The 25,976-nt window shown below is 46.0% G+C and carries 24 protein-coding genes; 19 read left to right on the top strand and 5 right to left on the bottom strand.

What is annotated here, in order from left to right:
• Nucleotides 1-38: 38 nt before the first annotated feature.
• A complete protein-coding gene (locus AC1DP6_RS11555) occupies nucleotides 39-2,402 on the bottom strand; it encodes an ABC transporter permease (protein ID WP_477054935.1) in 2,364 nt (787 codons plus the stop codon).
• Between the two features lie 234 nt (nucleotides 2,403-2,636).
• Between AC1DP6_RS11555 and AC1DP6_RS11550 the strand changes: the two genes are divergently transcribed.
• Entirely contained in the window at nucleotides 2,637-3,281 is a 645-nt protein-coding gene (locus AC1DP6_RS11550) for a DUF2306 domain-containing protein (protein ID WP_477054934.1), read from the top strand.
• Nucleotides 3,282-3,294: 13 nt separating this feature from the next.
• Here AC1DP6_RS11550 and AC1DP6_RS11545 read toward each other — a convergent pair whose 3' ends face one another.
• Both AC1DP6_RS11545 and AC1DP6_RS11540 read right to left on the bottom strand, forming a co-directional pair.
• A complete protein-coding gene (locus AC1DP6_RS11545) occupies nucleotides 3,295-3,780 on the bottom strand; it encodes a phosphatase domain-containing putative toxin (RefSeq protein WP_477054933.1) in 486 nt (161 codons plus the stop codon).
• A gap of 12 nt (nucleotides 3,781-3,792) precedes the next feature.
• Nucleotides 3,793-4,593 (bottom strand): class I SAM-dependent methyltransferase, encoded by an 801-nt coding sequence (locus AC1DP6_RS11540; RefSeq protein WP_477054932.1) that lies wholly within the window; start codon nucleotides 4,591-4,593, stop codon nucleotides 3,793-3,795.
• Between the two features lie 238 nt (nucleotides 4,594-4,831).
• On the opposite strand from AC1DP6_RS11540, the gene AC1DP6_RS11535 reads away from it, so the two are divergent.
• The 7 genes from AC1DP6_RS11535 to AC1DP6_RS11505 all read left to right on the top strand — a co-directional run bounded on the left by AC1DP6_RS11535 (nucleotide 4,832) and on the right by AC1DP6_RS11505 (nucleotide 11,592).
• Complete coding sequence (locus tag AC1DP6_RS11535; protein ID WP_477054931.1) at nucleotides 4,832-5,296, top strand: GbsR/MarR family transcriptional regulator; 465 nt, start codon at nucleotides 4,832-4,834, stop codon at nucleotides 5,294-5,296.
• Between the two features lie 63 nt (nucleotides 5,297-5,359).
• On the top strand, nucleotides 5,360-6,682 hold the full coding sequence (locus AC1DP6_RS11530; RefSeq protein ID WP_477054930.1) for a TolC family protein: 1,323 nt from the start codon (nucleotides 5,360-5,362) through the stop codon (nucleotides 6,680-6,682).
• Nucleotides 6,683-6,688: 6 nt separating this feature from the next.
• Nucleotides 6,689-7,780 (top strand): efflux RND transporter periplasmic adaptor subunit, encoded by a 1,092-nt coding sequence (locus AC1DP6_RS11525; RefSeq protein WP_477054929.1) that lies wholly within the window; start codon nucleotides 6,689-6,691, stop codon nucleotides 7,778-7,780.
• A 3-nt stretch (nucleotides 7,781-7,783) separates the two neighbouring features.
• The gene (locus tag AC1DP6_RS11520) at nucleotides 7,784-9,046 is read left to right on the top strand and encodes an ABC transporter permease (RefSeq protein WP_477054928.1); all 1,263 of its coding nucleotides are present in this window, start codon (nucleotides 7,784-7,786) and stop codon (nucleotides 9,044-9,046) included.
• A gap of 2 nt (nucleotides 9,047-9,048) precedes the next feature.
• Complete coding sequence (locus tag AC1DP6_RS11515) at nucleotides 9,049-9,732, top strand: ABC transporter ATP-binding protein (RefSeq protein WP_477054927.1); 684 nt, start codon at nucleotides 9,049-9,051, stop codon at nucleotides 9,730-9,732.
• Between the two features lie 75 nt (nucleotides 9,733-9,807).
• Nucleotides 9,808-10,752: a hypothetical protein gene (locus AC1DP6_RS11510; RefSeq protein WP_477054926.1), complete on the top strand. Its 945-nt coding sequence runs from the start codon at nucleotides 9,808-9,810 to the stop codon at nucleotides 10,750-10,752.
• 126 nt (nucleotides 10,753-10,878) lie between these two features.
• Nucleotides 10,879-11,592: a hypothetical protein gene (locus tag AC1DP6_RS11505; RefSeq protein WP_477054925.1), complete on the top strand. Its 714-nt coding sequence runs from the start codon at nucleotides 10,879-10,881 to the stop codon at nucleotides 11,590-11,592.
• A 117-nt stretch (nucleotides 11,593-11,709) separates the two neighbouring features.
• Here the strand turns inward: AC1DP6_RS11505 and AC1DP6_RS11500 are convergent, their stop codons facing one another.
• Complete coding sequence (locus tag AC1DP6_RS11500) at nucleotides 11,710-12,348, bottom strand: MarR family winged helix-turn-helix transcriptional regulator (protein ID WP_477054924.1); 639 nt, start codon at nucleotides 12,346-12,348, stop codon at nucleotides 11,710-11,712.
• A gap of 124 nt (nucleotides 12,349-12,472) precedes the next feature.
• On the opposite strand from AC1DP6_RS11500, the gene AC1DP6_RS11495 reads away from it, so the two are divergent.
• Nucleotides 12,473-12,937, top strand: a complete 465-nt coding sequence (locus AC1DP6_RS11495; RefSeq protein ID WP_477054923.1) for a hypothetical protein — start codon at nucleotides 12,473-12,475, stop codon at nucleotides 12,935-12,937.
• A 1-nt stretch (nucleotide 12,938) separates the two neighbouring features.
• Nucleotides 12,939-13,310, top strand: coding sequence for a DoxX family protein (locus tag AC1DP6_RS11490; protein ID WP_477054922.1), 372 nt, complete (start codon nucleotides 12,939-12,941; stop codon nucleotides 13,308-13,310).
• Between the two features lie 271 nt (nucleotides 13,311-13,581).
• Here AC1DP6_RS11490 and AC1DP6_RS11485 read toward each other — a convergent pair whose 3' ends face one another.
• Nucleotides 13,582-14,271, bottom strand: coding sequence for a type 1 glutamine amidotransferase domain-containing protein (locus tag AC1DP6_RS11485; protein ID WP_477054921.1), 690 nt, complete (start codon nucleotides 14,269-14,271; stop codon nucleotides 13,582-13,584).
• 194 nt (nucleotides 14,272-14,465) lie between these two features.
• On the opposite strand from AC1DP6_RS11485, the gene AC1DP6_RS11480 reads away from it, so the two are divergent.
• The 9 genes from AC1DP6_RS11480 (at nucleotide 14,466) to AC1DP6_RS11440 (ending at nucleotide 25,940) form a co-directional block, all read left to right on the top strand.
• Nucleotides 14,466-15,032 carry a Crp/Fnr family transcriptional regulator gene (locus AC1DP6_RS11480; RefSeq protein WP_477054920.1) on the top strand — a complete coding sequence of 189 codons (567 nt, stop codon included), beginning with the start codon at nucleotides 14,466-14,468 and terminating at the stop codon, nucleotides 15,030-15,032.
• Between the two features lie 142 nt (nucleotides 15,033-15,174).
• The gene (locus tag AC1DP6_RS11475) at nucleotides 15,175-15,612 is read left to right on the top strand and encodes a MarR family winged helix-turn-helix transcriptional regulator (protein WP_477026704.1); all 438 of its coding nucleotides are present in this window, start codon (nucleotides 15,175-15,177) and stop codon (nucleotides 15,610-15,612) included.
• A 15-nt stretch (nucleotides 15,613-15,627) separates the two neighbouring features.
• Nucleotides 15,628-16,857 carry an MFS transporter gene (locus AC1DP6_RS11470; protein ID WP_477054919.1) on the top strand — a complete coding sequence of 410 codons (1,230 nt, stop codon included), beginning with the start codon at nucleotides 15,628-15,630 and terminating at the stop codon, nucleotides 16,855-16,857.
• 19 nt (nucleotides 16,858-16,876) lie between these two features.
• Nucleotides 16,877-17,911, top strand: coding sequence for a hypothetical protein (locus AC1DP6_RS11465; protein ID WP_477054918.1), 1,035 nt, complete (start codon nucleotides 16,877-16,879; stop codon nucleotides 17,909-17,911).
• A gap of 503 nt (nucleotides 17,912-18,414) precedes the next feature.
• A complete protein-coding gene (locus AC1DP6_RS11460; protein WP_477054917.1) occupies nucleotides 18,415-18,927 on the top strand; it encodes a hypothetical protein in 513 nt (170 codons plus the stop codon).
• Between the two features lie 77 nt (nucleotides 18,928-19,004).
• Nucleotides 19,005-19,553, top strand: coding sequence for an RNA polymerase sigma factor (locus AC1DP6_RS11455; protein ID WP_477054916.1), 549 nt, complete (start codon nucleotides 19,005-19,007; stop codon nucleotides 19,551-19,553).
• A gap of 74 nt (nucleotides 19,554-19,627) precedes the next feature.
• Entirely contained in the window at nucleotides 19,628-20,680 is a 1,053-nt protein-coding gene (locus AC1DP6_RS11450) for a FecR family protein (RefSeq protein WP_477054915.1), read from the top strand.
• A gap of 81 nt (nucleotides 20,681-20,761) precedes the next feature.
• Nucleotides 20,762-24,217, top strand: coding sequence for a SusC/RagA family TonB-linked outer membrane protein (locus AC1DP6_RS11445; RefSeq protein ID WP_477054914.1), 3,456 nt, complete (start codon nucleotides 20,762-20,764; stop codon nucleotides 24,215-24,217).
• Between the two features lie 22 nt (nucleotides 24,218-24,239).
• Nucleotides 24,240-25,940, top strand: coding sequence for a SusD/RagB family nutrient-binding outer membrane lipoprotein (locus AC1DP6_RS11440; RefSeq protein WP_477054913.1), 1,701 nt, complete (start codon nucleotides 24,240-24,242; stop codon nucleotides 25,938-25,940).
• Nucleotides 25,941-25,976 lie beyond the last annotated feature (36 nt).

Raw genomic sequence — 25,976 nt, 5'->3', positions numbered from 1 at the left:
AAATTCCGTGGAATTAGCGCCCCAAAAGCAGGCAGCCCTTACTCCGACTTCAGGCTTTTCGCCGGATTCACCAGGGCCGCTCGGATACTCTGGAAACTAACAGTCAGCAAAGCGATGAAGATAGTTACTGCACCGGCCAATCCAAAGATCCACCAGTCCAGGTCAATCTTATATGCAAAATGTTTCAGCCATTGACTCATCGCAAACCAGGCCAGCGGAAAAGCAATCGCCATACTAAGTACCACCGGCTGCAGGAAGCTGGAAGAAAGCAATACAAAAATGTTAGATTCAGAAGCACCCAGCACTTTTCTTACACCGATTTCTTTGGTGCGCTGTGCCGCGGTAAACATGGCCAATCCAAACAAACCAAGACAGGAAATGAAAATCGCCAGGAAAGCAAAATAGTTACATAGTTGACTCACCATCTCTTCACTTTTATACAACTTCGTATATTCCTGGTCAGAAAACTGGTAGGTAAAAGGAAAATTGGGATTCACATTTTTACAGATACCTGCCAGACCTGCCAGCACCGCCTTTGTTTTACCGGCTTCTGTACGTACCAGGATGTTGCCCCATTTAGGACGTTCGTCCAAACGGATCACCAGCGGTGCTATCGCATCGTGCATGGAAGTGAAGTGGAAGTCTTTCAGTACCCCTATAATTCTTCCCTGCACGTTTCCCAATGTAAAGGGTTGTCCTATCGGACTGGTATACCCGATTTTTTTTATGGCAGCCTCATTGAGAATATAACTTCCTGAGTCATTGCCAAAATCCCTTGAAAAATCGCGCCCATCCAGCATTTGCAGGTGCATTGTTTTTACGAAATCATAACCTACTGCTGCATCCGCAAAGGAAACTTCCTGATCGGGAGCTTTGCCCGTCCAGTTGATACCACCTTTGTGATGTTCAATCACCGTGGGATTTTCTTTCATTTTAGATATTGCCAGTACACCGGGTAAGTTGCCCGCCTGTTCTTTAAATACATCGTATTTGCTGATCAGCTCTCCCTCAATAGGGATGTAGAGAAGGTTCTGCCGGTCGTAGCCCAGGTTCTTCGTTTGTATATAATCCATTTGCCGGTAGATCACCATCATGCCTACAATGAGCACAATAGACAACGTAAACTGAAATATCACCAGTCCTTTACGAAAATAAGTAGCGCCGTTACTGAATTTCAAACCTCCCTTCAACACCCTCGTTGGATTCAGGGAAGATAAAAACAGGGCGGGATAGCTACCTGCTACAAAGCCTGTCAGCAATAGCAGTCCGGCTAAAGTACCCCAGAAAGCAACACTGTCAAATGGTATGGAGAGCTGTTTTCCGCTCAGCTGATTAAATGCAGGTATTAGCAAGACGGCCATCAATACGGCTATTACTGTTGCAATGGCCGCCAATAACATAGCCTCTCCAATAAACTGGGTAATCAATACACCGCGCCTTGCTCCCACCACTTTTCTCACGCCTACTTCCTTCGCTCTTTTGGCGGAGTAGGCAGTAGCCAGGTTCATAAAATTGATACAGGCAATCAGCAGGATAAAGATGGCCAGCAGCGTAAACATCTTTACATAGGAAATCCGGCCACCCGCAGGTTGTCCATCTTCAAACATGCTATGCAGGTACTTTTCGCTGTACCGTTGCAAGCCCAGCTCCGTAGAGGATTCCTTGTTCTTAGGCTGATAGTTATAAACGAAATCTTTTATTTTGGCGGCTACTTTATCGCGGTCTGCCTGGGCACGGAGTTGTATATACGTAGCCGGACTAAAACTGCCCCAGGTTTTTGCCCACACATTAGATTTTACAAAATCATCCCAGGTACGGAGAAAATCGAATTGCTGGGAAGAAGTGGCAGGCACTTCAAATACCGCGCTAACAGCCAGGCTGGTGGTATCTTCATACCTGACCACCTGTCCTATAGCTTTTTCGGGGCTGCCAAAAAACAATTCGGCCATATGCCTGGAAATGGCAATGGTACCGGGTTTACTCAGTGCAGTCTCTTTTGTTCCCTGCAATAAGGGGTAGCTAAACATCCGGAGAAAGTCGGCCCCGGCATAACCACCCGCCATTTTCAATACTTTATCATTTGCCTGGAAAGCAACCGGTGGATAGAATTGTATCCCGCTGGCATACTCCACTTCCGGCACCTCTTTTTTCAGCGCCTCCGCCAATGGCCCCTGTGTAAGATAGCCTCCGTCTACTTTACCATCATACGATTGCCGTATGTATACCTGGTACAGGTAATCRTCATTTGCATGAAATTGATCCATGCTTCTTTCGTCCTGTATCCATAGTATCATTAACAGGCTGCAGGTCACCCCGAGGGCAAGTCCCAGGATATTAATAGTAGAAAAAGCTGTGTTACGGATCAGATTACGCCAGRCAATCCGGAAATAGTTTTTGATCATGACAGTAAGTATCAGCTACCCGACGGTGGTAAAAAGTATGCCACGGTTAGCGAAGATGCAGGTCAACAATTTAAGCAACATTTTTTTATTAATATGTTCGGTTTTGATACAGGGAGTGACCGGTAATATCGCAGCTTTTCCCATTCCTGTCGCGCCAGGCTCCCCGCTTATAGACTTCCCTTCCCCACTTTTGTGGCAAGTATTACATTTAGGTTCATTTATACGGCTTGACTTATGAACCGCAAAAGAATAACGTTGCTATTACGTATCGGGGTCTTTTTCCTGACTGCTATTGGCATTGTGATGGTGATCAGAAGAACCCTGGCCATGGCAGGGCTGATCGCTTCATTCAATCCTTCCGGCGGGGCACCTTTCGACACCGGCTTCAGTCATCATCCGGTACTAACGTTTATGCATATACTACCCGGCATGATGGTGATGTTGCTGGGCCCCTGGCAATTCATGCCGGCGATCCGGAAGCGGCACCTCTCTTTTCACCGCATCAGTGGTAGACTATATGTGGCATGCGCTTACATTGTAGGGATTTCGGCCTTATGTATGCCGGTTATCATGTTGCCGATTGGTGGTGTTAACGAGGCAGCAGCAAGCATATTATTCAGCATCTTTTTCCTGGTATCGCTCAGTAAAGCCTGCTGGCATATTATTCACAGAAACATGCCGTTGCACCGGGAGTGGATGATCCGGGCTTTTGCGGTAGGCTTGGCCGTAAGTACGGTACGACCTATTATCGTGCTGTTCTTCGCTTTGTCGGGTTTGCCGCCACAGGTGTTTTTTGGGACCGCTTTCTGGATTGGGTTTACGGTGCATGCGATGATAGCGGAAGTATGGATTAACTATACGCGGACACACCCGCGATGATACCTCTACGCTATTAACTTCTTTCTTTCAACCATTTTACCTGTTCCGCCGTATCCGGCACTTTCAGGCCACGTGCCTTGCTGATCTTTTCTATCAGCTCATCAAACCTGGTACCTTTTAAAAGTAATACACTCCCCGCAATAATAGATGCTCTGCCTATCCCCATTCTGCAATGGATACAAACAGATTGCCCTGCATCAATAGCGGCCACCAGGGAAGCTATAAACGCTTCCGTGTTCTTGCCTTCAGTGGGAACATCTCTATCAGGGATCGGGAAATTGATAAACCGGATACCATGTTTGATGCAATCAGCTTCTTCTCTCTTCAGTTCCAGCTCTTTTATTTCGTCAGGTTCCAGTAAAGACACCAGCACGTCCACCCGCTGTTTTTTCAGGCTCATGATTTCGCCTTCCAGCCAATCATTGCCACGGGGCCGTGGCATAATGCCTAATGCGGCGCCGTTACTAAACTTCTCCAGCCAGTATATGCTTGTTTGCATAATATTCCCTTCTTAAACAGTAGCCCTCACCTCTTTCAACTTCATCACCATTTCTTCTGCGCCTTCTTGCACCCAGGCATTATATTCGGCGATCGCGGTTAAACGTGCAGCCTCTGTAATAAAGCCACTGGTCACCATTTGCGGACCTCTCAATTCAGCAACTTTAGTCCAGATACCTACTTTTTCCACGAAGGAAGGGGTTCCTTTTTTATATACTTCATCGGCAGGTAAGGTGGTGATATTGTGAAAGCCCAATTGTTCGAAGATACCGGGCAGATGATCGGCCATGTTGTTGTCCATGCCGGCATCTGAGCGCCAGTCGAGGAATGCCTGATAAAATTGTTGCATGCTCACCGGTGGTGCAGGTGTCCATTCCAGCTGGGTATGATTGTAGTCAAGTATAGAAATGATGCCGCCGGGTTTCAGCAGGGATTTGAATTTCAGCAGGGCGGCGGCGGGGTTGTTCAACCATTGCAGTACACGGGCTGAAACGATAAGATCAAATTTCTCGGCAGGATCGTAGGTAAATAAATCCGCTTCTATTAATGTCAGTTGGGGAAGATCGGCGTGATCATCTTTGCCTTTGGCAATCAGATGCGCGCTGCTGTCTATCCCTACCACTGTGCCGGTGTTGCCTACTACCGCTGCTATGCCGGCAGATATAGCCCCGGTGCCACAGCCAACGTCCAGCACACGCATCCCTTTTTGAAGAATGGGAATCAACGTGGCATAGCTGTTGGCCAAACTTCTGCTGTCTAAAACACTGCTGTCGCCTGTCGGCATTTTGGCTCTTTCCGTAGCGTTATTGTTCATATGTTTGAGCTTCTTTTTTACAATCCTCCAAAGCAATAAGGTAAATAAAAATGTTAGAGGAATAAAAACCAATTTTTCAAATAATGTCTGCGCCATTAAATTTCCAATAGTGTTGGTGGCAAAAAGAAGGATGAGCAACTTTTCTCTCCAGCCCTTTACAGGCTCCCAAAATATTTGGTTCTCCTGAAAGAAAACCAAATATCTTTTATACCTTTACTCCCGGACATTAAAAACGATATTGGAAAAATACAGGGCAAAGATAGAACAGCATAGTGCTACCATGGAAGCCATGGGGCTTACTCCAGTGGCGGCAAGGGTATTTGTGTACCTGATGCTGAGTGAACAGCATCAGGCCACCTTTGAACAAATGGTGGAATACTTTGGAGTGAGCAAAAGCGCGGTTTCCAATGCGCTCAAAATGCTGGAAGCGGTAAAAATGATAGACGCCAAAACCATTGGTGGGCAACGTAAGCGCTATTTTTCCATTAGCATAAAAACAATGTTCAGCGAAGATTACTTGTCTAAAAAGATAAAAGAGTTTTATACTATCCTCGACGACGTAAGAAGTATCCGACAGGCCGATGACGACTTCAACGATGAACTGGAAGAAATATCAGCGCTATACAAAATGATGCTGTTCGAAATTCCCTTGATCCTGGAAAGGTGGAAAAGAACAGTGGAGGAAAAAAAGAAAAACAAATAACCGTTTTTTTTTGCCAACATTAGTTCTTTTAATTCAGAACTAAAAGAAATTCAATTACATAAGATGAAAACAGGTATCCTACTACTGTGGTTGGCTATCCATGTCCGGATAGCAACAGGGCAAACTATGCCCGTCAGCAACACGGCTCCGCAATGGACGCTTGAAAACTGCCTCGAATACGCCACGGTTCATAACAACCATCTTCTCTCCCAACGCCAGTCTATACAAGCAGCTACGGAGGACCGCAAAGCAACCATCGCCCAACTACTTCCGGAAATCACAGGGAAAGGATCGGTAGACAACTACTGGAAAATACCTGTACAGGTATTCCCGGGAGAACTGGTGGACCAACCTGCCGGCACCTTCGTCCCGGTAAGAATGGGAACACCCTGGATGGGTACCTATGGCGCCGATGCGGACCTCCCGCTACTTGATGTACAAACCTGGCAACGTATAAAGCTGGCCCGCTTACAACAACAGTCGCAACAAGGTGACTACAAAGCCCTCTTGCAAACACTGCTGAAAAACGTGCGCATCGCATTTTACAGCGCACAGCAACAAGCTGAATACGCCAACGTTACCCAACAACTGTATGAAAATTATCTGCATATTCACGCGCTGATTACCTTGCAGTATAATAAAGGGCTGATCGATAAAATAGCATTTAACCAATCCGCTACCCTGCTGAAAAACCGGGAAGTAGAAAACGGGAAAGCTACCACAGCATTACAACAAAGTTACCTGGACCTGAAATTCTGGATGGGCTTTCCGCTGGAAGACTCCCTCCTGCTGGTACCTGCAGGCCAGCTCCCTCCGCTCGCCATCAACGGATTTGCGGCACAGCAGCTGCCGGACTACGAAGCCGAACAATTAAAAGTAAGCATCGCACAGCAAAATTATCGTACGGCCTTATCGGCCTGGTACCCGGCACTACATATAAAAGGCACCTGGGAACAACTGGGCTTCGGCGATAAAAGTAATTTCATCACCCACTCTCCCTGGTTTTCCGTAGGCTTTGTGGGCTTGCATCTCACTATGCCCTTATCATTCGCCAACATCATCTATAAACCCCGCAGTGAAAAAGCCCGCCGGCAAGCTGCCGAATCTCAGTTTAAAAACTATACTGCCGAACAGGAAAAGAAATACCAACAGGAAACATCACTGCTGGAGCAGGCTGCCAGAACCATACAGCTACAGCAGGAAAACATCCGGCTGGCGGCAGAAAATGAACAACTCTCCACCCTGAAAATCAATAAGGGCATCATTGATATGATCCAGCTGAAAGACGTACAGAAAGAACGCTACGAAGCAGAAGAACAGTTGAACGATGCCAGAATGGATTTCTTCAGGCATTACACGGAAATAAATTATTTACAAAACAAATAACCTTGCATGAAAAAGCTTTTAATAATAGCAGGAATAGCTGCCCTGGCCATTGCCTGCAAGAAAAAAACCGCTACTCATACGGTGCAGCAACGTTCGCTGAATGAAGCGGTATATGCATCCGGCGAAATCATGCCTCAGGCTTATTATTTTCTGAAATCAAACAGCACAGATCTGCTCCTGCAACTGAAAGTAAAAGAAGGCGATACCGTCAGCAAAAATGAAGTACTGGCCGTTCTCGGCACACCCGGTCAACTAACGGAGCTGGATATACGCCACAGCCAGGTGGCACTCGCCGGCAGCAATGCGGCTGATGGATCGGCCCCGCTGAATGAACTGAAAGAAAAGATCGCACAGGCACAACAACAATATGAACAGGATGCTGTAAATGCAGCGCGGTATACAGACCTTGCCAAAGATAAAGCCGTGTCTGAAAAAGACGCCGAACAAAAAAGACTGGATGCCGCTAATAGTCTGCGTAACTACCAATCCTTACAACAACGATACCTCGCACAAAAAAATGAACTGACAGATAAGCTCCTGCAAAGCCGCCAGCAGTTTGCTGCCAGTCAGCAGGTCAGAGAAGGGAAAGTACTGAAAAGCCCCGTGGATGGCAGCGTGTTTAAAGTGTATCCAAAAGAAGGGGAACTGGTCGAACTCAATAGTCCTGTGCTCCTGGTAGGTCTCCCCGGAAAATTTAAACTGGAATTACTGGTAGATGAACGCGATATCAGCAAAATTAAAACCGGACAAAAAGTATATTTCGAAACCGATGTATATCCCGGCAAACAGTTTACCGCCAGCATCGATAAAATTATTCCGGTACTCCAAAAAGAAAGCAGGAGCTTCCAGGTAGAAGCCGCCGTGCAGGATAGCAATACCTTTTACCCACAATCTTCTGTAGAAGCCAATATCGTTATCCGGGAAAACATCACCACATTAATGATACCATCAGACTACCTGCTAAAAGGCGACAGCGTATACCTGCTACAGGGAAAAGCACTGCAAAAAACCGCCATCAGCACCCGCGCCAAGAACGGCGACTGGGTAGAGGTTACTGCCGGATTACATGCCGGAGACATCATCACTAAAAAAGAGTAAGCCATGAAAATACTAACGGACTTACAGCTGGCAGCATCCATTGCACTTACACATATGCGCAGCCGGCTCAAACAAACCATCGTTGCTACGATAGGTGTCACCATCGGCATTACGGTATTTGTATTTATGGTAAGCTTTATTACCGGCTCCAATGAATACATCCGGGCAATTGCGTTTGACCAGTCTCCGCACCTGCGCCTGTACAATGAAGTACAGGCTACGCCCGGTACCATCCTCGACAACGYATCCACCAGCACCATCAACGTAGTAGAACACGTAAGGCCCAAAGATGTGTTGTCAAGTTTGAAAGATGGTAAACATGTGGTGCAAACACTGGAACAGGATCCACGCATCAGCGCTATCTCCGGATCCATCCATACACAGGTGTTTTACCGGCTGGGCTCCAGCACTATCAATGGCATCATGAATGGTATTGAATTCGATGCAGAAAACAGCTTGTTTAACCTGCAATCCAAACTGGTAGACGGTAGCTTCAAGGAACTATCCACCCTGCCAAACAGTATGGTAATGGGGGTTGGTCTTGCTAAAAAACTGAATGTAAAAACCGGTGACCGGCTGGCGTTGACAACGGAAAATGGCAACAGCTTTTATGTCACCGTAGTAGGTACTTTTAAAACCGGGGTGACGGACATCGACAAACAACAAAGCTATGCCAGTTTGAATACGGTACAACGTTTTCTCGGCGTACCTGCTGCCTATATCACCGATATCAGAATCAAATTGCATGATATGGAACTGGCGCCGCCCCTGGCGCTGGAGCTGGAGCAGAAGTACAACTACCAGGGATCCGACTGGAAACAGGACAATGCCGCCATTCTACAGGGCGACGTACTACGCAGTATGATCGTATATGGGGTAGCCGTGACCATTCTGCTGGTAGCTGGTTTCGGCATCTTTAATATCCTCACCATGATGATCTATGAAAAAATGAAAGACATCGCCATCCTGAAAGCCATGGGATTTTCTGATGCAGATATCCGCTGGATATTTCTCATTCAGGCGCTGATCATTGGCATCACAGGGGCTTTGCTGGGACTGGTATTCGGATTCCTCTGCTCCTGGGGTGTTTCTAAAATGCCGTACAAGAGTGATGTCATGATTACCCTGGATCATCTGCCGGTGAGCTTTGATATGATGTATTATATCGCCGGATTCTCTTTCGGCATCATTACCACCACCCTTGCGGGTTACCTGCCATCACGTAAAGCATCCCGGGTAGATCCCATCACCATTTTAAGAGGCTAAACATGCAGCTGATATCCATTAAAAACGTCAATAAATATTTTCTGCAACCGGCAAAAATGCAGGTGCTCACCGATGTAAGTTTTGATATAGAGAAAGGGAAGTTCATTGCTATCACCGGCAAATCCGGCAGTGGCAAGTCTACTCTCCTATACCTGCTATCTACCATGGACAGGGACTTTGAAGGCAGCATCTGTATTAACCAGGAAGAAATGCACGGAAAAAGTAATCCCTGGCTGGCCGATTTCAGGAATCATCATATCGGTTTTGTATTCCAGTTTCATTACCTGTTGGCGGAGTTTACGGTATTGAGAAACGTGATGCTGCCCGCGCTGAAGCTGAGAAAATACAGTCCTGCTGAAACCGAACATCATGCTATGGAGTTATTAAAACTCCTGGGGGTAGCCGACCAGGCGCATAAGCGGGCCTCCCTCCTTTCCGGCGGACAACAACAACGGGTAGCCATTGCCCGCGCACTCATCAACGAACCACTGATCATCATGGGAGATGAACCTACCGGCAACCTCGATAGTTATAATTCGGCCGTGGTATTTGACCTGTTTAAAAAAYTATCCGCAGAAAAAGGGCAAACGATCCTGATGGTGACACATGATGAAGAGATTGCCGCCAGGTCCGATCAAACCATTCACCTGGTGGATGGAAAAGTAGATGCCATCTCCAACCGGTAAATGCTGGTAGTGTTGAACAACCCTTCTGTTTTTTTGTAGATAGTACGGGAGATGTCATCACGCTAAATAATGAAGATGAAAACAATCTGCTTTCCGTGGCTTTGGACCTGCCTGTTCGGCTGTTGGCTGCAAGCCTGTAAAACCGGCCAGGTCATCAATAGTACAACCCTGCATATCACTGGTGACTACTGCGCGCCGGCGGCGGCCTATAGCAACAATCCGGCGACCACTCCTCTCAGGAACACAGATTCGTTGTTAAGTATCAACAGGAAAATGCCGGTACACGAAGTGTTGATGGCCAATGCCACCGGAACCCTCTACCTGATACAGCGCCTGAAAACCTTCATGGCAGACAGTTCTGTAGCGGGCAGTATGAGCAGAACAGAAATCAGATCGCAGATACATCACCGGTTGTTACTGGCTACCATGGAAATTGCCGGTGTAGCCGCTGAACTGGATTGCGAAGGAGAAAGAGCGGATCAACTCGCACGTTACCTGGATAATTTCAACGGCAAAAGAAATACCCGGCTCACAGTTGCCTCCATAATTGTGGGCGCTATTACTACCATCGCTACTGTAGCTATTAAAAATGATGGACCACAGAATGCTGTGGCCATTACCGGCGGCCTTTTATCTGCCGGGCTGGGCGCCATGACGATTAATGCTGCCCGAAAGAAAATGACGTTAACGCATGAACGAAATGTATTGCATGATATCTGGTACACACCCGATACCTCTGCTATTTATCCATCTTTCACCTGGTATATACTCACAGAAAAACATTTCAGTAACAGCGGGCAGCTTTCACTGGCGGCGAGCATCCGGAAACGCTGGGAGAAATATGATCTTGACGGCCCCCTGAGCACTTCCGATGAACAGCTGTTTTTCGGACGGGGTGGCACGTACAAAGCGGATAACCTCCATACCCGCGCCTCCATGCTAAATGAATTGCAATCTACCGTCAGATCTGTTAACCAGGACCTGCAAAGATTTGCACAATACCTTGGGACGCTGGAATAGTTCATCTCCGGCTACCATTATTTTTCCCGATTGCGTAAATCATTTTCCTCATTGGCTCCCGGATCCTATCGCCGGAGTAGTAATTTTGCCGCTGATTATTCTCATTACTATATAAATCAAATACGAATGAAAAAACTCCTGTTTTCTGTTATTTTATGCTGTAGCCTTCAAACCCTGTTTGCCCACGCCCTTTGGATAGAAACCGTTACCACCGGCAAAATCGGGCAACCACAGGAAGTAAAAGTTTTCCTGGGTGAATATGCAGATAACCAGCGCGACTCTATACAAAACTGGTTCAGCAGTATGACTGCATTTACACTGTACCTGGTTACACCAGACGGACAAAAAGAAGCGCTGACCGTTGTGCCGGATGGCAATCATTTCAAGGCTACATTTACGCCTAAGGTAGCGGGTACACATGTTTTATCGATCGATCATACTGTGCAGACTGTTTACGGAGAAAATAAAATTCATTACTATGCCCTGGGCCTGGTGAAAGTGAACGGCTCTCTGAAAGGCGTTGATAACGTGCAGGGTTATACGGATTTTGCACTGCTGGCAAATCACAGCAAAGCACCCAAACTCCACCAGCCGGAAAAGGTACAGTTGAGCTACAAGAAAGCAGCGCCTGCAGAAGGCGAGGTAACTGTTCAGTCTCCGGAAGGATGGGCTAAAAAATTCAAGACCGGACAACAAGGCGATATTACTTTTTCGCCGGCATGGCCTGGCCGTTATATGTTGGAAGGTACTTATACAGAAGCCACCAGTGGGCAGCATGAAGGTAAAGATTTCAAAAGTGTTTGGCATTGCGTTACTTACTGCATGGATGTAGCGAAGTAGGAATTACGAATTAGGAATTACGAATTACGGAGTTGTGGGTAGATATTCGCGAATGATGACCTTCGCGTTCACAATCTACCCACAACTCCGTAATTCGTAATTCCTAATTCGTAATTCTTACTCTCCTTCCCCCAATACAATCTCCCCGTAAATTTCCTCAAAATCTTTCCCTTTATGGGATTGCCAGATACCGGTGAATTTCGACTCTACTCCCTTCAGTAATTGAAAACATAATTGTTTATCATCTTCTGTCAGGTCATGAAACATGACCTGCGCCAGTTGACTAATCCGCTTTCTGCAGGTCACCAGCACCTTTTCTCCTTTGGGTGTTACTTTCAGTCGTTTGGAGCGTTTATCTTCTTTATCATCATATTCTGCCAGGTAGCCCAGTTTCTTCAGGCGGTTCAGTTTATCGGTACCGGTAGATAGTTCCTGCAGCGCAGCATAGATCGCCTCCGTTTTCCGGGGTTCTTTTAGTTGTGCTACGGTGTTGAGCAGGGAATACTCGTCCATGTTATTAATACCGGTGCCATCCAGGGCGGCCACCGTATAAATGCTATGCAGCTTAAAAATCCGGCCTACGGCACGCATGAGTACTCCATCACTGCTAACAGGGAGAAAACGGCCCACGGGCGGGAATTCCGCCTCTTTTTTTGCATTGGCCAGGTAGTGCCGGCAAAATTCTTCCAGGGTGCTTTCCGGATGATTATCATCAAAAGCTCCCCATGCTGTAATAAGCGCCACAGCTTTGTTCATGTAACAGTTGTATTATTTCCGAAGCAATATTATAAAAAATACTTCGGAAATTTTGTTTTTACTACAATTCCGTTATACATTTACATAAATTACTTCGGTATTATTACAAATAAATATTCAACAAATGTCAACACAACACCTTTATCAAAGCCTCGTCGTACTACACCTCATAGGATTCCTCCTCTTCGCAGGATCCACCATTGCTGACTTCATCGGCATCAGACAGTTCTGGAAACAATATGCACTGGACACCACCAAAGCACCGGCGGTATTACAGGCCATGTCTTTTTTCCCCATCATCATGCGCATAGGTATCGGGATAATCATTATTTCCGGTATAGGCATTATGTTCATGACCAGCGGTGTATACGGCGAGCAGGTCTGGTTCCGGATCAAGTTTGGACTGGTACTGTTAGTAATTGCCAATACCCTGTTTGTTGGATTACGGCAGCGGGCTAAACTCAAAAAGGCATTGGCAGCCGATACAGGGATTCCTGAAAAGGTGAAAGGCAACTTACGCCTGTTTCATCTCACGCAAGTCGTTTGCATTTTTATCATTATCCTGTTAAGTGTTTTTAAATTCAACTAGCATGAGAAAAGACAAAATCATATACTGGATAGCAACGGCAATTCTCACGAGCGTGATGTTGTGGAGCGCCTATAACTTTACTTTCAACCCGGAAATGAAAGGCGCTTTTGCACATTTTGGCTTGCCGAACTGGTTCCGCATAGAACTCACCATAGCCAAACTATTGGGCTCCCTGGCATTACTGATTCCGTTTGTACCTGCCAGGCTGAAAGAGTTTGCCTACTTTGGTTTTGGCATCACCCTTATCTCAGCAGCGGTAGCACACTTATCCAGTGGCGATAGCATCCTGATTGAAATAGGTCACTTAACATTTTTTGCCTGCCTGGTGGTATCCTATTTATATTATCATAAACTCCATCCGAAACTGGCGTGATGGTGATGACTTCCGGGTGTCAACTGGTTTGCCAATGATCTTTTTATGCAAGTGGCATTATCCGTAACATACAATTATTTTCTCCTGCTACGGGTGTTGTTCATGCGCGAAAAGGAGATACCATTCACTCTGCTTTTAGATATTTTGAGGGTATTGACAAGATGCAGATAAACGCTGACATCTCCCGTAATCTGACGGTATATAAAGAAGTGAAAAAGCGTGCTGTTCTGATGAACAGGACAGCACGCTTTTTTAAAAAAATGACCAATCTTTATTTTTCCTGCAATGCAGCGATTAGTCTCTCTCCTACTAATTTAGCCGAAGCAGGGTTCTGTCCTGTTATCAGGTTGCCCGCCGATACAGCAAACGGCTGCCAGTCGCCCCCTTTTACATATTCCGCCCCTTTTTCTTTCAGCATATCTTCCAGCATAAATGGCACTTCATGCGTGGTTTGTCCTGCTACTTCTTCACTATTGGTAAACCCTGCTACCTGCTTTCCTTTAATCAGGGGCGCTCCGCTTTTATCTTTTACATTTTTCAATGCGGCCGGTGCATGACAAACCAATGCTACTGGTTTGCCTGCTTCATAAAAAGCCGAAATCAAATTAATGGATAATGCATTCTCTGGCAGATCCCACATAGGACCGTGGCCGCCCGGATAAAAAACAGCATCAAAGTCCTTTTCCTGCACATCGCTTAACAACACGGTATGATCCAGTTGCTGTTGCGCAGCTGCGTCGTTGTAAAAACGCTTTACGGCCTCCGTACTAAATTCCGGCCGGGTACTTTTGGGGTCAACAGGCCCCTTGCCTCCTTCGGGTGATGCGATGGTCACGGTATATCCCTGGTCTGTCAACTGATAATACGGCGTAGCCAGTTCTTCTATCCAGGTGCCGGTTTTGTTACCCGTACTTTTTACTTCATCAAAAGACGTTACTACGATTAATATTTTCTTTTTCATATGAGTTGTTTTACTTTGACTGTATCCCTGAAAACCAATAAAGAAACAGAGCAGCAGCCATATACCTTTTTTCATTTGTTTAATTTTCACCAAAATTAGCACATAATCTCTGCCTGAAAAAGGAAGCAGGTCACTATTAAATAGTGATCCAGATCACTTTAAACATTATTTTGCGCCCGAAAAACAGCATCACTATGAGTATCGCACTAAGACGGCATATGGAAGCCATTGTACCGTTAACGGATGCAGAGTTTGAACATATCCTGTCTTACTTCACCATTAAAAAGTTAAAGAAGCACCAGTTTCTGGTACAGGAAGGCAATGAGGTATTACATGAATATTTTGTAGTCAAAGGTTTGCTAAAGGCCTCCTATACCAATGAAACAGGGAAGGAACATATTTTACAGTTTGCGATGGAAGACTGGTGGATCACCGATTACCAGGCATATGTAAATCACACCCGGGCCACCCTTAACATAGATTGTCTGGAAGAAACCACGCTGTTGTGTTTTTCTGCCGAAAACAAAAAAAAGCTATGCGCGGAATCGCATAAAGTAGAACATTTTTCCAGGATGAAAACCACCTCCGGATTTGTTGCGCTCCAACAAAGGATCCTAACACTTTTAAATAACGATGCACAATCACGCTATGAGCTGCTACTGGCACAGTATCCCTTATTGTTTCAACGCGTACCTAAATCTTTGATTGCAGCTTACCTCGGTGTATCGAGGGAAACGCTGAGTCGCTTTTCGGGGAAGTAAGGAGCCAGATCACAAGCTGAATAGACACAAACGTTATCGCCTTCACTAAAATCGGTTATTAAATATCCATCTCCCTCCTATAGAAACCTCAGACAAATACCCTACATTTGTAAGGTAAACTTATAATTTTACCTTACAAATCATGCCATCTAAAAATCAGGATTTACTGGCCGCCCAGCTTCGTCCCCTGCTGGCACGACTCATCCGCAAGCTGCGAAAGCTTTCGCCGGCCAACGAACAGCTGTCGCAAAGTGAACGCTCCGTGCTGGTACTGCTCGACCAGCACCAACAACTGCTTTCAGCAGAACTGGCGGTCATGGAAAAAATGACGCCCCAATCTATGGGTCAACTGCTCCAGCATCTTGCTGCCCTGGATTTAATTACCAGAACACCCTCTGACAGCGATAAACGGAAAATACATATTTCGTTGTCGGCTGCCGGCAAAGAACGGATACAGAAAGTAAGGCGGGAACGCGATGAGTGGTTGAGCAAGGCCATTGCCAATGTATGTACAAAAGAAGAGCAGGCGATCCTGCAGGCAGCGTTGGCGCCTTTAGCCAGACTGGTGGATTACGAGTAAAAGCGCCGATAAAAAATGAACATCAGCACCTTCAATGCATTTAAAAGCCGCAATTACAGGCTATATTTCAGCGGTCAATCCATTTCCCTTATTGGTACCTGGATGCAAAAAACCGCCGTCAGCTGGGTAATCTATTCCCAGACCCATTCTAAATTTATGCTGGGGCTCACCCTCTTTGCGAGCATGTTCCCCTCCTTTGTTTTTTCTTTTCTGGGTGGCGTCGCATCTGACCGGTACAACCGGTACAAGCTATTACTGCTCACACAGGTGGCCTCTATGGTACAGGCCATTTTACTAACCATTCTAATTTATTTCCAGCATTATTCCGTGTGGGAGATCATTGGCCTGAGCGCCTTCCTCGGCGTAATCAACGCGTTCGATGTACCCGCCCGCCAGTCGCTCGTATATGAAATGGTCGACAATAAAGCAGATCTGCCGAATGCGCTGGCGCTGAATTCTTCCATGGTAAACCTTTCCCGGCTGATAGGCCCGGGCATAGCCGGATTGGCACTGGAAAAATTCGGGGAAGACATTTGCTTCGGTTTGAATGCGATTAGTTTTATTGCAGTAATAGGTTCCCTCCTCCAGATGAAGCTACCCACCTATACGCCTAAAATACGCACCAAAAATATAGCAGGTGAACTGAAAGAAGGGTTTACCTATATCCGGGAAACGCCGGCCATCTCTTTGATCTTATTAACCCTGGCTTCCATTAGCTTGCTGGTATTGCCTTATACCACGCTAATGCCGGTATATGCCAAAGATATTTTTAAAGGTACCGCTTCTACCTTTGGAGTGATAGACAGTGCCATCGGGCTGGGGGCTTTCTGTGGCGCCATTTTCCTGGCTTCGCTGAAACCGGGGAAAAACCTGAGAAAAATACTGGCCATCAATACGCTGATTTTCGGCGTCGGCCTCGTTTTATTTTCTCACTCCACCTATTATCCCATTGCGCTGGTATTTGCTACCCTTGCAGGTTTCGGTATGATGTCGCAGATCACTATCAGTAACACCCTCATCCAAACTACAGTAAATCCTTCCATGCGCGGACGTGTGATCAGCTTTTATGCGATGGCATTTTTTGGAATGCAACCACTCGGCGGACTCCTCGTAGGCGCGATGTCTCAACTGATTGGTACGCCCAACACAGTTTTGTTGCAGGGGCTTATCACCATCGGCATAGGTGGTTTGCTGTTCAGGCGACTGCATATGGAACAACCCCTGCAAGTACCAGTCAATTCCTGAATGGATTATATTTGTCCATATGTTAACCAGCTACAAAACTTTATTGATTACCTGTCTTTGTGTTTTCTTTTCACCCCTCACCCACGCACAAAACCTGCAGGGTGTATGGAAAGGCTATACGGCCATTAATTACGATGGCTGGGCCGGCATGGATGGGATCTACATCATGCAGCTGCAGGAAACAAGCGCCGGCCAATATACCGGCACTTCCTGGTTTTATGAAACCCCTACCCTCTATGGAGAATTGACCGTTGCAGGGCTGCGGAATAATAGCGCAGATAACTGGCTTTTTAAAGAAACAAAATTCAATCAGCTCACCATCCCCAAAAAATATAGTGCGCGCCTCGCAGATCTCAGCCTGAAATGGTTTGACATTGACGGGGAAATAGTGCTGCAGGGCAGCATTACCTCTTACTCAAAGTATACAGGAAAAGTACATAGTAAAAGATTCATCCGGCTATCCAAACTCACAGATACGGAAATTGCCCAACTGAAATTACCTGGCAGTGGTAAGTCGATTAGCCAGGCATTGACGGATAAAACATCCCTGCCAACTGATACCATACCGCCGGTGAGTACCGCATTGACAACCAAAAAAACCACGCCCGCTGACACTAAAAGGCCAACGACTGCCGACAGTGGCAAACCAATCATCATCGCACGTACATCGCCAACCGACAGCAGTGCTCTCAGCAAGCGCAGAAACAGTTTACAGGGATCTTACCAGATCAGCGATCCCGCTATTGACATCAGCCTATACGATTACGGTACTGTCGATCACGACACCGTCACTGTTTATTTTAACGGCCTCAAAGTAGCAGACCGGCAGGAACTGACCGCCAAATCGCTACGCCTCCAACTGATGGCCGACCCCGGCAGAGAAGTACAGGAGCTCATACTACACGCCAACAACTTAGGGGATATTCCTCCCAATACCGCCAAAATGATTATTTTAACGAGCGATAAACGTTATGAATTAAAAGTATCTTCTTCAGAAACAGAAAATGCGATGATCCGTTTCCATTATACTCCTACAAAGGATAGTAAACGGTGATAATCAATCTCAGTCTTTTTATCCGTACCGTATGACCCATCCAAATGCATTCTACGAAGCATTAATCCATGCGCGTATGAATCATATATAGATCTTGGACCAACAACTACGAAAGCGTCACTTACCATATCGGGTGCACGCCAGATAAGAGCAGCAAATAGATGTTATTTAAAGCGCTCAACAACCACATTATCCCGGCAATTGCCTTTCCGGCGCATACTTATTGCTGATTAATAGATTCGCGGCTGGAAGGCCCTTAAAATCGCCTAAGGCATACTGAGCCAGCTTGTCAAAACCCGTTATTATCAACAAGCATCAGTTTCTTGTTGCTTTAACCATGTACATTTTCTCTCTCTTTCACGTTCATCACTTACAAGATAAATAAGTGTCGCCCCTTTATGAACTAATTGTTACCCCGTGAGGGATTTCCCATTTCCAAACGAATACATAACAGGAAGCTTCCACACCAATTCATCATCCCTATCATTTAACTTAAAAAAGTTATGCGCAATTTTATACCTGTAAAAGCACTCATACTGTTGGCAGCAGGACATCTGCTGGTAGTGTCCTGCAAAAAGAATAAAGATGCTACTCCTGAAAAATCGCAGAAATACAAACAGATAGCCGGTAACTGGCAACAAAAGGATATTGTTTTTGCGGTGCCGGTGAAGCTGGGCGGGCAAAATATTCCTGCAGGTACCAGCATTATTGCACTGGCGCCACTGCTGGGGCCTGCCGGTGCTTTATTTACCTGCACCAAAACAAATAGCTACCAGTTCGGCGCCGACGGCAACTTTGCCATTACCGGTTGTACACAGCTGATTCTGCCCACTGCCGGCAATGCAGGCACCTGGAAACTGGATGTACATGACGCAGTATTTTTACTGACTTCCCAAAAAGGTGATAACGATCCGCACTGGATGGAGAATGTCAGCGACTCTACCCTCGATCTGTCAATTACAGTAACTATTCCCGGAGTGGCCACTGCACCTTTGGTATTGAAACTGAAGAAGTAAGAAAGGGTTAAAATAACAATAATATAATCAGTAATTCCTTGTATCTTGTTTAGGTCCATTAGATATTTGCGATCATTATGGAAAGTATCGTACAGGATATAAAGAATGGAAATATCGAAAGTTTTAAAATGATATATCAACAATATCATACAAAACTTTATTTCTACGTATTGAAATGTACACACTCTGTTTACCTGTCTGAAGAAACTGTACAGTTATCTTTCATACTACTTTGGGAAAGAAGGGAAAAACTATCAACAAATTTTAATATCTCTGCACAGCTATTCCGTATAGCCAAAAGCGTGATGACAGACCTCCTGCGCAAGCAACAGGTCAGGAACAGGCATACCGAGTCGATGGTCCGCGAAACACCCGACTGGCATATGGAAACAGATCTTACCGTGAAAGAAGAACTAAAGCGGGTATATAACAGTATTGAACAATTATCTCCCATCAGGAAAAATGTGTTTAAACTAAGCCGCTTTGAAGGACTTCCACATAAAGAGATAGCCAAACAGTTGTCCATCTCCCCAAAAACTGTTGAAAATCACATTGTACGGGCTATCCGGCAGTTAAAAGACTCCCTGTTGTTATTACTCATCACGATGGTTTCCCATCTCCTCTGACCTTTTTTCTTCTTCCAATATTTACAAATTGTTAAGCAGTGAGGGATTTACTGTTTTCAAACGAATACATAGATATGAAGCATCCAGCAACATTACTTGAAAAGTTTTTTCGGGGCGAATGCAATGAATCAGAGAAGCAGGCAGTAACCGCATATTTCGCGGAGCACCCGGAAGCTTTACAACCCTGGTTAACAGAAGAAAGCTGGCATTCATTTCACCCGGATAATGCTTTACCAACAGACGTTTCCGACAAAATGCTGGCCGTCATTGAAAGTCGTACGTATCAACAAAAAAAGGTAAAAACAATCTACTATAAATGGATCGCTGCTGCCGTGCTGGGCATTGCCTTTACCGGCTTCTTATGGAGCCGCTATGATAAAGCACCCGCAAAAACAGTAGCCGCCATTGTTCCGGTAGCACAACCGGCTGTTGCACCCGCCGTGTATCAGCAGCAGATTAATAATACCCGGAAAATAATGCCCCTCCGTTTAAAAGATGGTAGTGTGGTGGAGCTGGCGCCAGGCAGCCGGATAAAATACCTGCCATCATTTGCAGTTACCGGCAGGGAAATTTTTTTAACGGGAGAAGCATTATTCAAAGTAGCTCCCGACAAAGAAAAACCATTTACCGTGTATGCCGGTAACCTGGGCACTACTGCGTTGGGCACCGTATTTAAAGTAACTGCCTGGGACGCCGGTAAAGGCCCTATCCGGGTGCAACTGATCAGCGGTAAGGTAATGATCAAACCAGACAGCGTATCGGGCAGTAAAGGGGTAAAAACCACCTACCTGTTACCCGGCCAGGATCTGTCCTTTGATCCGGTTAAAATGGTCGCTGTTGTCAACCAGCTCAATAAAACACTGGTGGCCGCCAACAAAAAAATAATGGTGAAGCCCGAAAAAGAAATATTTACTTTCAGCAATGAGCCGCTGGCAAATATTTTCAGATTAATGTCGGAAAAATATAAGATCACTATTCAGTGCCAGGAAAGTGCGCTGACAGACATGAGTTTTACAGGAATTTTCGATAGTAGCAAAGAGTCACTAACCGATTTTCTGTCTACCATCGCCACGTTAAACAATCTTACTATTAAGCAGACAAACAATGTTATTTACATAACACAATAAGCAGAACATAACAGTCCATACTATAGCTATTGCGGCCTGAAAAGGCTGCCCGTGATTCCTTTTGCCTAAAAATGAAATATTATGCGTGTAAACATCCGACCATCCCGAAAAGATCGTCCCACCAAAACGATTTGGTTGCTCCTATTATCGCACTTATGTATAGGTAGCCTGCTGGCGCAAAACACACATCCTGCTGCCATCGGAATTATTAAAAGTGATAATAATGAAATCCTTGCCCATGTGATGGTAAGGGTGGAAAATGCAGGTAACAATGTATTGGCCAACACCACTACCAACGAAAAAGGTATTTTTACGTTTGCGAAATTACCCGCCGGCGGCCCCTATCGCTTCATCTTCACCCATATCGGTTACGTAACAGATACCCTCAAAGGCTATACAATCAATGACTCCAGCAAGTTGTCGTTGTCCGTAGTCCTGAAAAAAAAAGTAGAAGAGTTAGAACAGGTACTGGTCACCGCGCTGGGCATTAAAAGAGAAAAGAAGGCATTGGGCTACTCTGTAGAAGAACTGGGTGGAAAAGAATTTAACCGTGTCACCCAGGAAAACCTGTTAAATGCGATGTCCGGTAAAGTAGCTGGTGTCACAATTAATGCTACCGGTGGTACCGGCTCCTCTGTGAGCATGATCATACGCGGCGCTACCTCCCTGAGCAGCGATAACCAACCCCTGTTTGTAGTGGATGGTGTACCCCTCGCCAACACTGTCAACAACATCAGCCAGATTGGTAAAGATAATATGGTGGATTATGGCAACGCTATTTCCGATATTAATATGGACAACATCGAAAGTGTGACCATACTGAAAGGCCCCAGTGCGGCTGCGTTGTATGGCTCCCGCGCCGGCAACGGTGTAGTACTGATCACCACCAAAACCGGTAAAAAAGTTAACCGTGCCACGGTGAATGCATCTATCAACACGGTATTTGACATCCCTTATAAATTCCTGAAATGGCAAACCAAGTTTGGCTCCGGACAGTTCTCCGGTATCCCGGTTTCCCGTAGTGGTAATTTACTCACCAACCCTTTCGGCACCGTAATATCAGAAAATATTGATGGCACCTTCGGTGCGGAGTTGGATATGGGTTATGAAGAAGTACAATGGAACAGTCCCAAAGATAAAAATGGCAAACCGATACCGATGCCTTTGGTATCACACAAAGACAATGTCAAAAATTTTGTCAACACCGGCATGACGACCACCACCAGCGTTTCCCTGGCTAACAACAACGACAAAATTGCTTATCGTGTGGGATATGCCAACATGACCAACAAAGGCATTATCCCTAATACCGACCTGTTTAAAAATGCGCTGAACCTAAACTCCAGCTTACAGGTAAACAAAAAATTAAGTCTGAGCACCAACATTGATTTCAGCCGCACCAATTCCAATAACCGTCCTGCCGGCGACAGAGGTGCCAACCCGCTGCAGGCTGTATATAGTATTTCTCCCCACATCGATGTGCGCGATCTCAGAGACTACTGGATGCCCGGCCAGGAAGGACTGCAACAACGCACACAAGCCAACGGCGTATTCAACAACCCTTACTTCCTTGCCAACGAAGTGAAGAACGGATTTGTGAGAGATCGTGTATTCGGTAACATCAGAGCCGATTGGAAAATCCTGCCCTCCCTCAGCTTCATGGCCAGATATGCCCTTGATACCTATGGTGAAAAAAGAGAAACAAAAATTTCCAACAGCTACCTGAACAATCCCGGTGGCGCATACGGTATTATCAATATCAATAACTACGAACGCAACATCGACCTGCTGTTAACCTACAAAAAAGATATCCGCGATTTTGACTTCTCCATTTCTGTGGGAGGAAACAAACGCTATCAGACAGGCAAAAATATTACTACTTCTACCAAAGACGGCACCGGATTGAATACGCCAGGAGTGTACACCATCCAGAACATTGCTCCGCAAAATCTGAACTATAGCAGCAGCATGTATGAAAAAGGTGTGAACAGCGTGTACAGCATGATCAACCTGGGATATAAGGGCATGGCCTACCTGGACGTAACCGGTCGTACCGACTGGTCCAGTACCTTACCTGAAGCGGCCGCCTATTTTTATCCTTCTGCATCTCTTAGCTTGTTGGTGAATGAAATGGCTGGTATTACCTCCGATAATATTAACATGATCAAAGTAAGAGGTGGCGCCGCCCAGGTGGGTAACGATGCCGCTCCTTATCAGCTGTTAGGTACTTTATACAATGCAGGCGCCTGGGGTAACATTCCCCGGCTCTCTACTTCCGGCAACCTGCTCAATCCTTTTCTGAAACCGGAAATAGCCACTTCCTTCGAAGGCGGTGTGGATGTAAACCTGTTTAAAAACCGTTTACGCATGGCCGCTACCTATTACATGGTAGAAAATAAGAACCAGATCTTCAGTCCCAAAACAGCACCTTCTTCCGGCTATTCTTCCCGCAACATCAACGCTGGTTTGTTAAGAAGCAGGGGCATAGAATTAACCCTTGGTGGTACACCCGTGCAGCGGAAAAACTGGAGATGGGATATCAACGCCAACTTCACACGGAACAGGACCAAAATTATTTCCCTGCCCGATGATCTGCCCTACTACACACTTTGGGAAGAAGGTAAAGGCGGCGCATGGACGTATGTAGGAGAAGACATCGGCGATATTTACGATGCGCAGGTGGTGACCGTTACCGATAAATCATCTCCCTATTATGGCTATCCATTGCTGGACAATACCGGTAAATGGCAAAGTATAGATGCGATCAATACCCGCAATAAAATCGGCAACTTCAATCCTAACTTTATCATGGGATTGCAAACTTCCATTACCTATAAAAACTTTACGCTGAGCATGACCTTCGACTGGAGAAATGGCGGTGATTTTGTATCCCAGACTTACCGCTACGGAGAAGAAAAAGGGAACTCTCAACTTTTCCTCGATAAGCTCACCAACCCCGGCAATATGAAAGGACAGGAACTCAGGGATTACCTGGTGAGCCACCAGGACGAACTGATCATCCCCAGCGGCAACAAATTTCCGTTAGTGGGTGGCCCTACACCAGAATACAACGGCTATCCATTTGCATACGGTCCTTATGTGCTGCCTTATGGCGGTGTATTTATTCCCGGGGTGAGAGCCAAAGGTTATGATGCCAATGGTAACCCTACCGGCTATACGGAAAATCTGGGTGGCACAGGTACGCTTACGCTTCCTTATGCAGGCAGCACCGCCTGGTCGTTTGCCAGGGCTTTCCTGTTCCCGGCTTCTTACCTGAAACTGCGGGAAGTATCATTTTCTTATGAGTTACCTAAGAAGCTGATCTCTTCTGCCAAAATACAAAATGCCAGCATTTCTATTTACAGCAGAAATATTATCCTGTGGACAGCTGCAAAAATCGGCATCGATCCGGAAAATGCCTACCAGCCTTCTACCAGCGTACAAGGCTCCGGTATGCAGTTTATGCAGGGCATCGAAAGATATAATGTAACCCCCTGGTCTATACCGATGGGCGCTAAACTGAATGTCACTTTTTAAGAGCTCATTTAACTACTGCAACATGAAAACAGTTACTAAATCATTTATACTTTGCCTTGGGTTGTTAGGTGCTTCTATGTCGTCCTGTAAAAAGGACCTGATGAAGCTGAATGAGAACCCCAATGGCTCCAATCCCGCCACCATCAATCCTAACCTGGTATTATCTACTGTATTAACACAGGCCGGCATAGAAATCGTTACACTGGGCTACCAGGACATGGCCGGTGTGATGCAGCATACACAGAAAGATGGCTGGACCACCACCCACAATGAATACGACTGGGGAGGCAGCAACAGCTGGACCGCCTATTACGATATCCTGAGAAATAATCAGCTGGTATATGACCGGGCCGTTACCTTGCAAAACGAGCTACAGCAAGGCGTTGCGCTGGTCATGAAATCGATGATGTTTGGACTGATTACCGACCTATGGGGTGATGCGCCTTATTCCCAGGCATTAAAAGGTGAACAGGGCGCTGGCGCTACTACGCCGATATACGATCCTCAACAGGCAATTTATACCGGCATACTGGCCGACCTGGAAAAAGCCAATACCCTCCTGTCTAAGCCTAAAAGCGCTTATCCTGCCCTGATTGATGCCGTAGATGTGTATTACCAGGGCGACCCGGCAAAATGGCGTAAAATGGCCAATTCCCTCGCTTTACGCTACTATATGCGTTTGTCAGAGAAGCTGCCCAACATCGCTAAAGCGGGCATTGAAAAAATAGTGGCTGATCCTGTACAGTTTCCTATCATCACCGATGCAGCTGATGATGCCACCATGTCTTTCCCCGGCAACAGCAACGCGGACTCCTGGCCAGCCAACGTGGTATATGATACCGATAGCAGCAACTACCGCAGGCTAAAAATGTGTAACACACTGGTGACTTCCTTACAATCATTGCATGATCCGAGACTGGCTGTATGGGCCAACAAAGTACAGTGCTTCCTGCTGGTAGATGATACTAAACCTCCCGGCACCGGTAACGTTTATAAACCTACAGATACGGTAGTCGCCGGCGAAAACAGGAAAGTAAGATATATTTCTCCGGATGTACTCACCTCTAAAGGCTTAACCTTAAACGATATTAACCAGGATGTAAACTATGTAGGGTTGCCGCCGGCCATCCCCGGCCCGGCCGTATATAATTTAAGTCCGGATGCGGCGCAAGGCTCCAGGAATCCGCATGTATCCTGGCTCAACGATATTTACAAACAAGCCAAAGGCCCTTTGCTGAAAGCCCGGTTAATATCTGCCGCAGAAGTACATTTCATTTTAGCAGAAGCCAACGCTGTAAAAGGTTGGGCCGCCGGTGACGGGGAAACCCATTATAAAGCTGCCATACAGGCCTCTTTTAACACCTGGGGTATTGGCAGCAGTGCAGCGGCATATCTTGCACAGGCTAATGTAAAATTCAATCATACCCAGCAACAGATCATGGAACAAAAATGGATTGCCAGCTGGACAGCCGCCACAGAAGCCTGGGCTGACTACAGAAGAACAGGTTACCCGGTATTACATGCAGGCCCTTATGCAAAAGGCCCCGTTGTACCTGTACGCCTGTATTATATGCTGGAAGAAAGAAACCTGAATAAAACCAATATCGCCGAAGCCATGAAACGACTGGAAGTAACCACCTATTCCTCCTTTGGCGCTAATGGTCCTCAAAATAGTCCCTGGTCCAGGCCATGGATTATTCAGGGCACCGGAAAACCATGGTAAGTATTATTTTTATTACGCTAAATCACTCATCCGCAT

The organism is Chitinophaga sp. 01L420 (assembly GCF_056399985.1).
Note: the sequence above shows the minus strand (reverse complement) of the source record. Positions and strands in the feature narration are given on the sequence as shown.

What these genes read in the sequence shown, in the direction of transcription:
- AC1DP6_RS11495 (WP_477054923.1), top strand. Translation starts at nt 12,473, where the DNA reads ATGTCAACACAACACCTTTATCAAAGCCTCGTCGTACTACACCTCATA.
- AC1DP6_RS11545 (WP_477054933.1), bottom strand. Translation starts at nt 3,780, where the DNA reads ATGCAAACAAGCATATACTGGCTGGAGAAGTTTAGTAACGGCGCCGCA.
- AC1DP6_RS11550 (WP_477054934.1), top strand. Translation starts at nt 2,637, where the DNA reads ATGAACCGCAAAAGAATAACGTTGCTATTACGTATCGGGGTCTTTTTC.
- AC1DP6_RS11485 (WP_477054921.1), bottom strand. Translation starts at nt 14,271, where the DNA reads ATGAAAAAGAAAATATTAATCGTAGTAACGTCTTTTGATGAAGTAAAA.
- AC1DP6_RS11500 (WP_477054924.1), bottom strand. Translation starts at nt 12,348, where the DNA reads ATGAACAAAGCTGTGGCGCTTATTACAGCATGGGGAGCTTTTGATGAT.
- AC1DP6_RS11470 (WP_477054919.1), top strand. Translation starts at nt 15,628, where the DNA reads ATGAACATCAGCACCTTCAATGCATTTAAAAGCCGCAATTACAGGCTA.
- AC1DP6_RS11530 (WP_477054930.1), top strand. Translation starts at nt 5,360, where the DNA reads ATGAAAACAGGTATCCTACTACTGTGGTTGGCTATCCATGTCCGGATA.
- AC1DP6_RS11540 (WP_477054932.1), bottom strand. Translation starts at nt 4,593, where the DNA reads ATGAACAATAACGCTACGGAAAGAGCCAAAATGCCGACAGGCGACAGC.
- AC1DP6_RS11525 (WP_477054929.1), top strand. Translation starts at nt 6,689, where the DNA reads ATGAAAAAGCTTTTAATAATAGCAGGAATAGCTGCCCTGGCCATTGCC.
- AC1DP6_RS11445 (WP_477054914.1), top strand. Translation starts at nt 20,762, where the DNA reads ATGCGTGTAAACATCCGACCATCCCGAAAAGATCGTCCCACCAAAACG.
- AC1DP6_RS11440 (WP_477054913.1), top strand. Translation starts at nt 24,240, where the DNA reads ATGAAAACAGTTACTAAATCATTTATACTTTGCCTTGGGTTGTTAGGT.
- AC1DP6_RS11490 (WP_477054922.1), top strand. Translation starts at nt 12,939, where the DNA reads ATGAGAAAAGACAAAATCATATACTGGATAGCAACGGCAATTCTCACG.
- AC1DP6_RS11450 (WP_477054915.1), top strand. Translation starts at nt 19,628, where the DNA reads ATGAAGCATCCAGCAACATTACTTGAAAAGTTTTTTCGGGGCGAATGC.
- AC1DP6_RS11475 (WP_477026704.1), top strand. Translation starts at nt 15,175, where the DNA reads ATGCCATCTAAAAATCAGGATTTACTGGCCGCCCAGCTTCGTCCCCTG.
- AC1DP6_RS11465 (WP_477054918.1), top strand. Translation starts at nt 16,877, where the DNA reads ATGTTAACCAGCTACAAAACTTTATTGATTACCTGTCTTTGTGTTTTC.
- AC1DP6_RS11510 (WP_477054926.1), top strand. Translation starts at nt 9,808, where the DNA reads ATGAAAACAATCTGCTTTCCGTGGCTTTGGACCTGCCTGTTCGGCTGT.
- AC1DP6_RS11480 (WP_477054920.1), top strand. Translation starts at nt 14,466, where the DNA reads ATGAGTATCGCACTAAGACGGCATATGGAAGCCATTGTACCGTTAACG.
- AC1DP6_RS11455 (WP_477054916.1), top strand. Translation starts at nt 19,005, where the DNA reads ATGGAAAGTATCGTACAGGATATAAAGAATGGAAATATCGAAAGTTTT.
- AC1DP6_RS11505 (WP_477054925.1), top strand. Translation starts at nt 10,879, where the DNA reads ATGAAAAAACTCCTGTTTTCTGTTATTTTATGCTGTAGCCTTCAAACC.
- AC1DP6_RS11460 (WP_477054917.1), top strand. Translation starts at nt 18,415, where the DNA reads ATGCGCAATTTTATACCTGTAAAAGCACTCATACTGTTGGCAGCAGGA.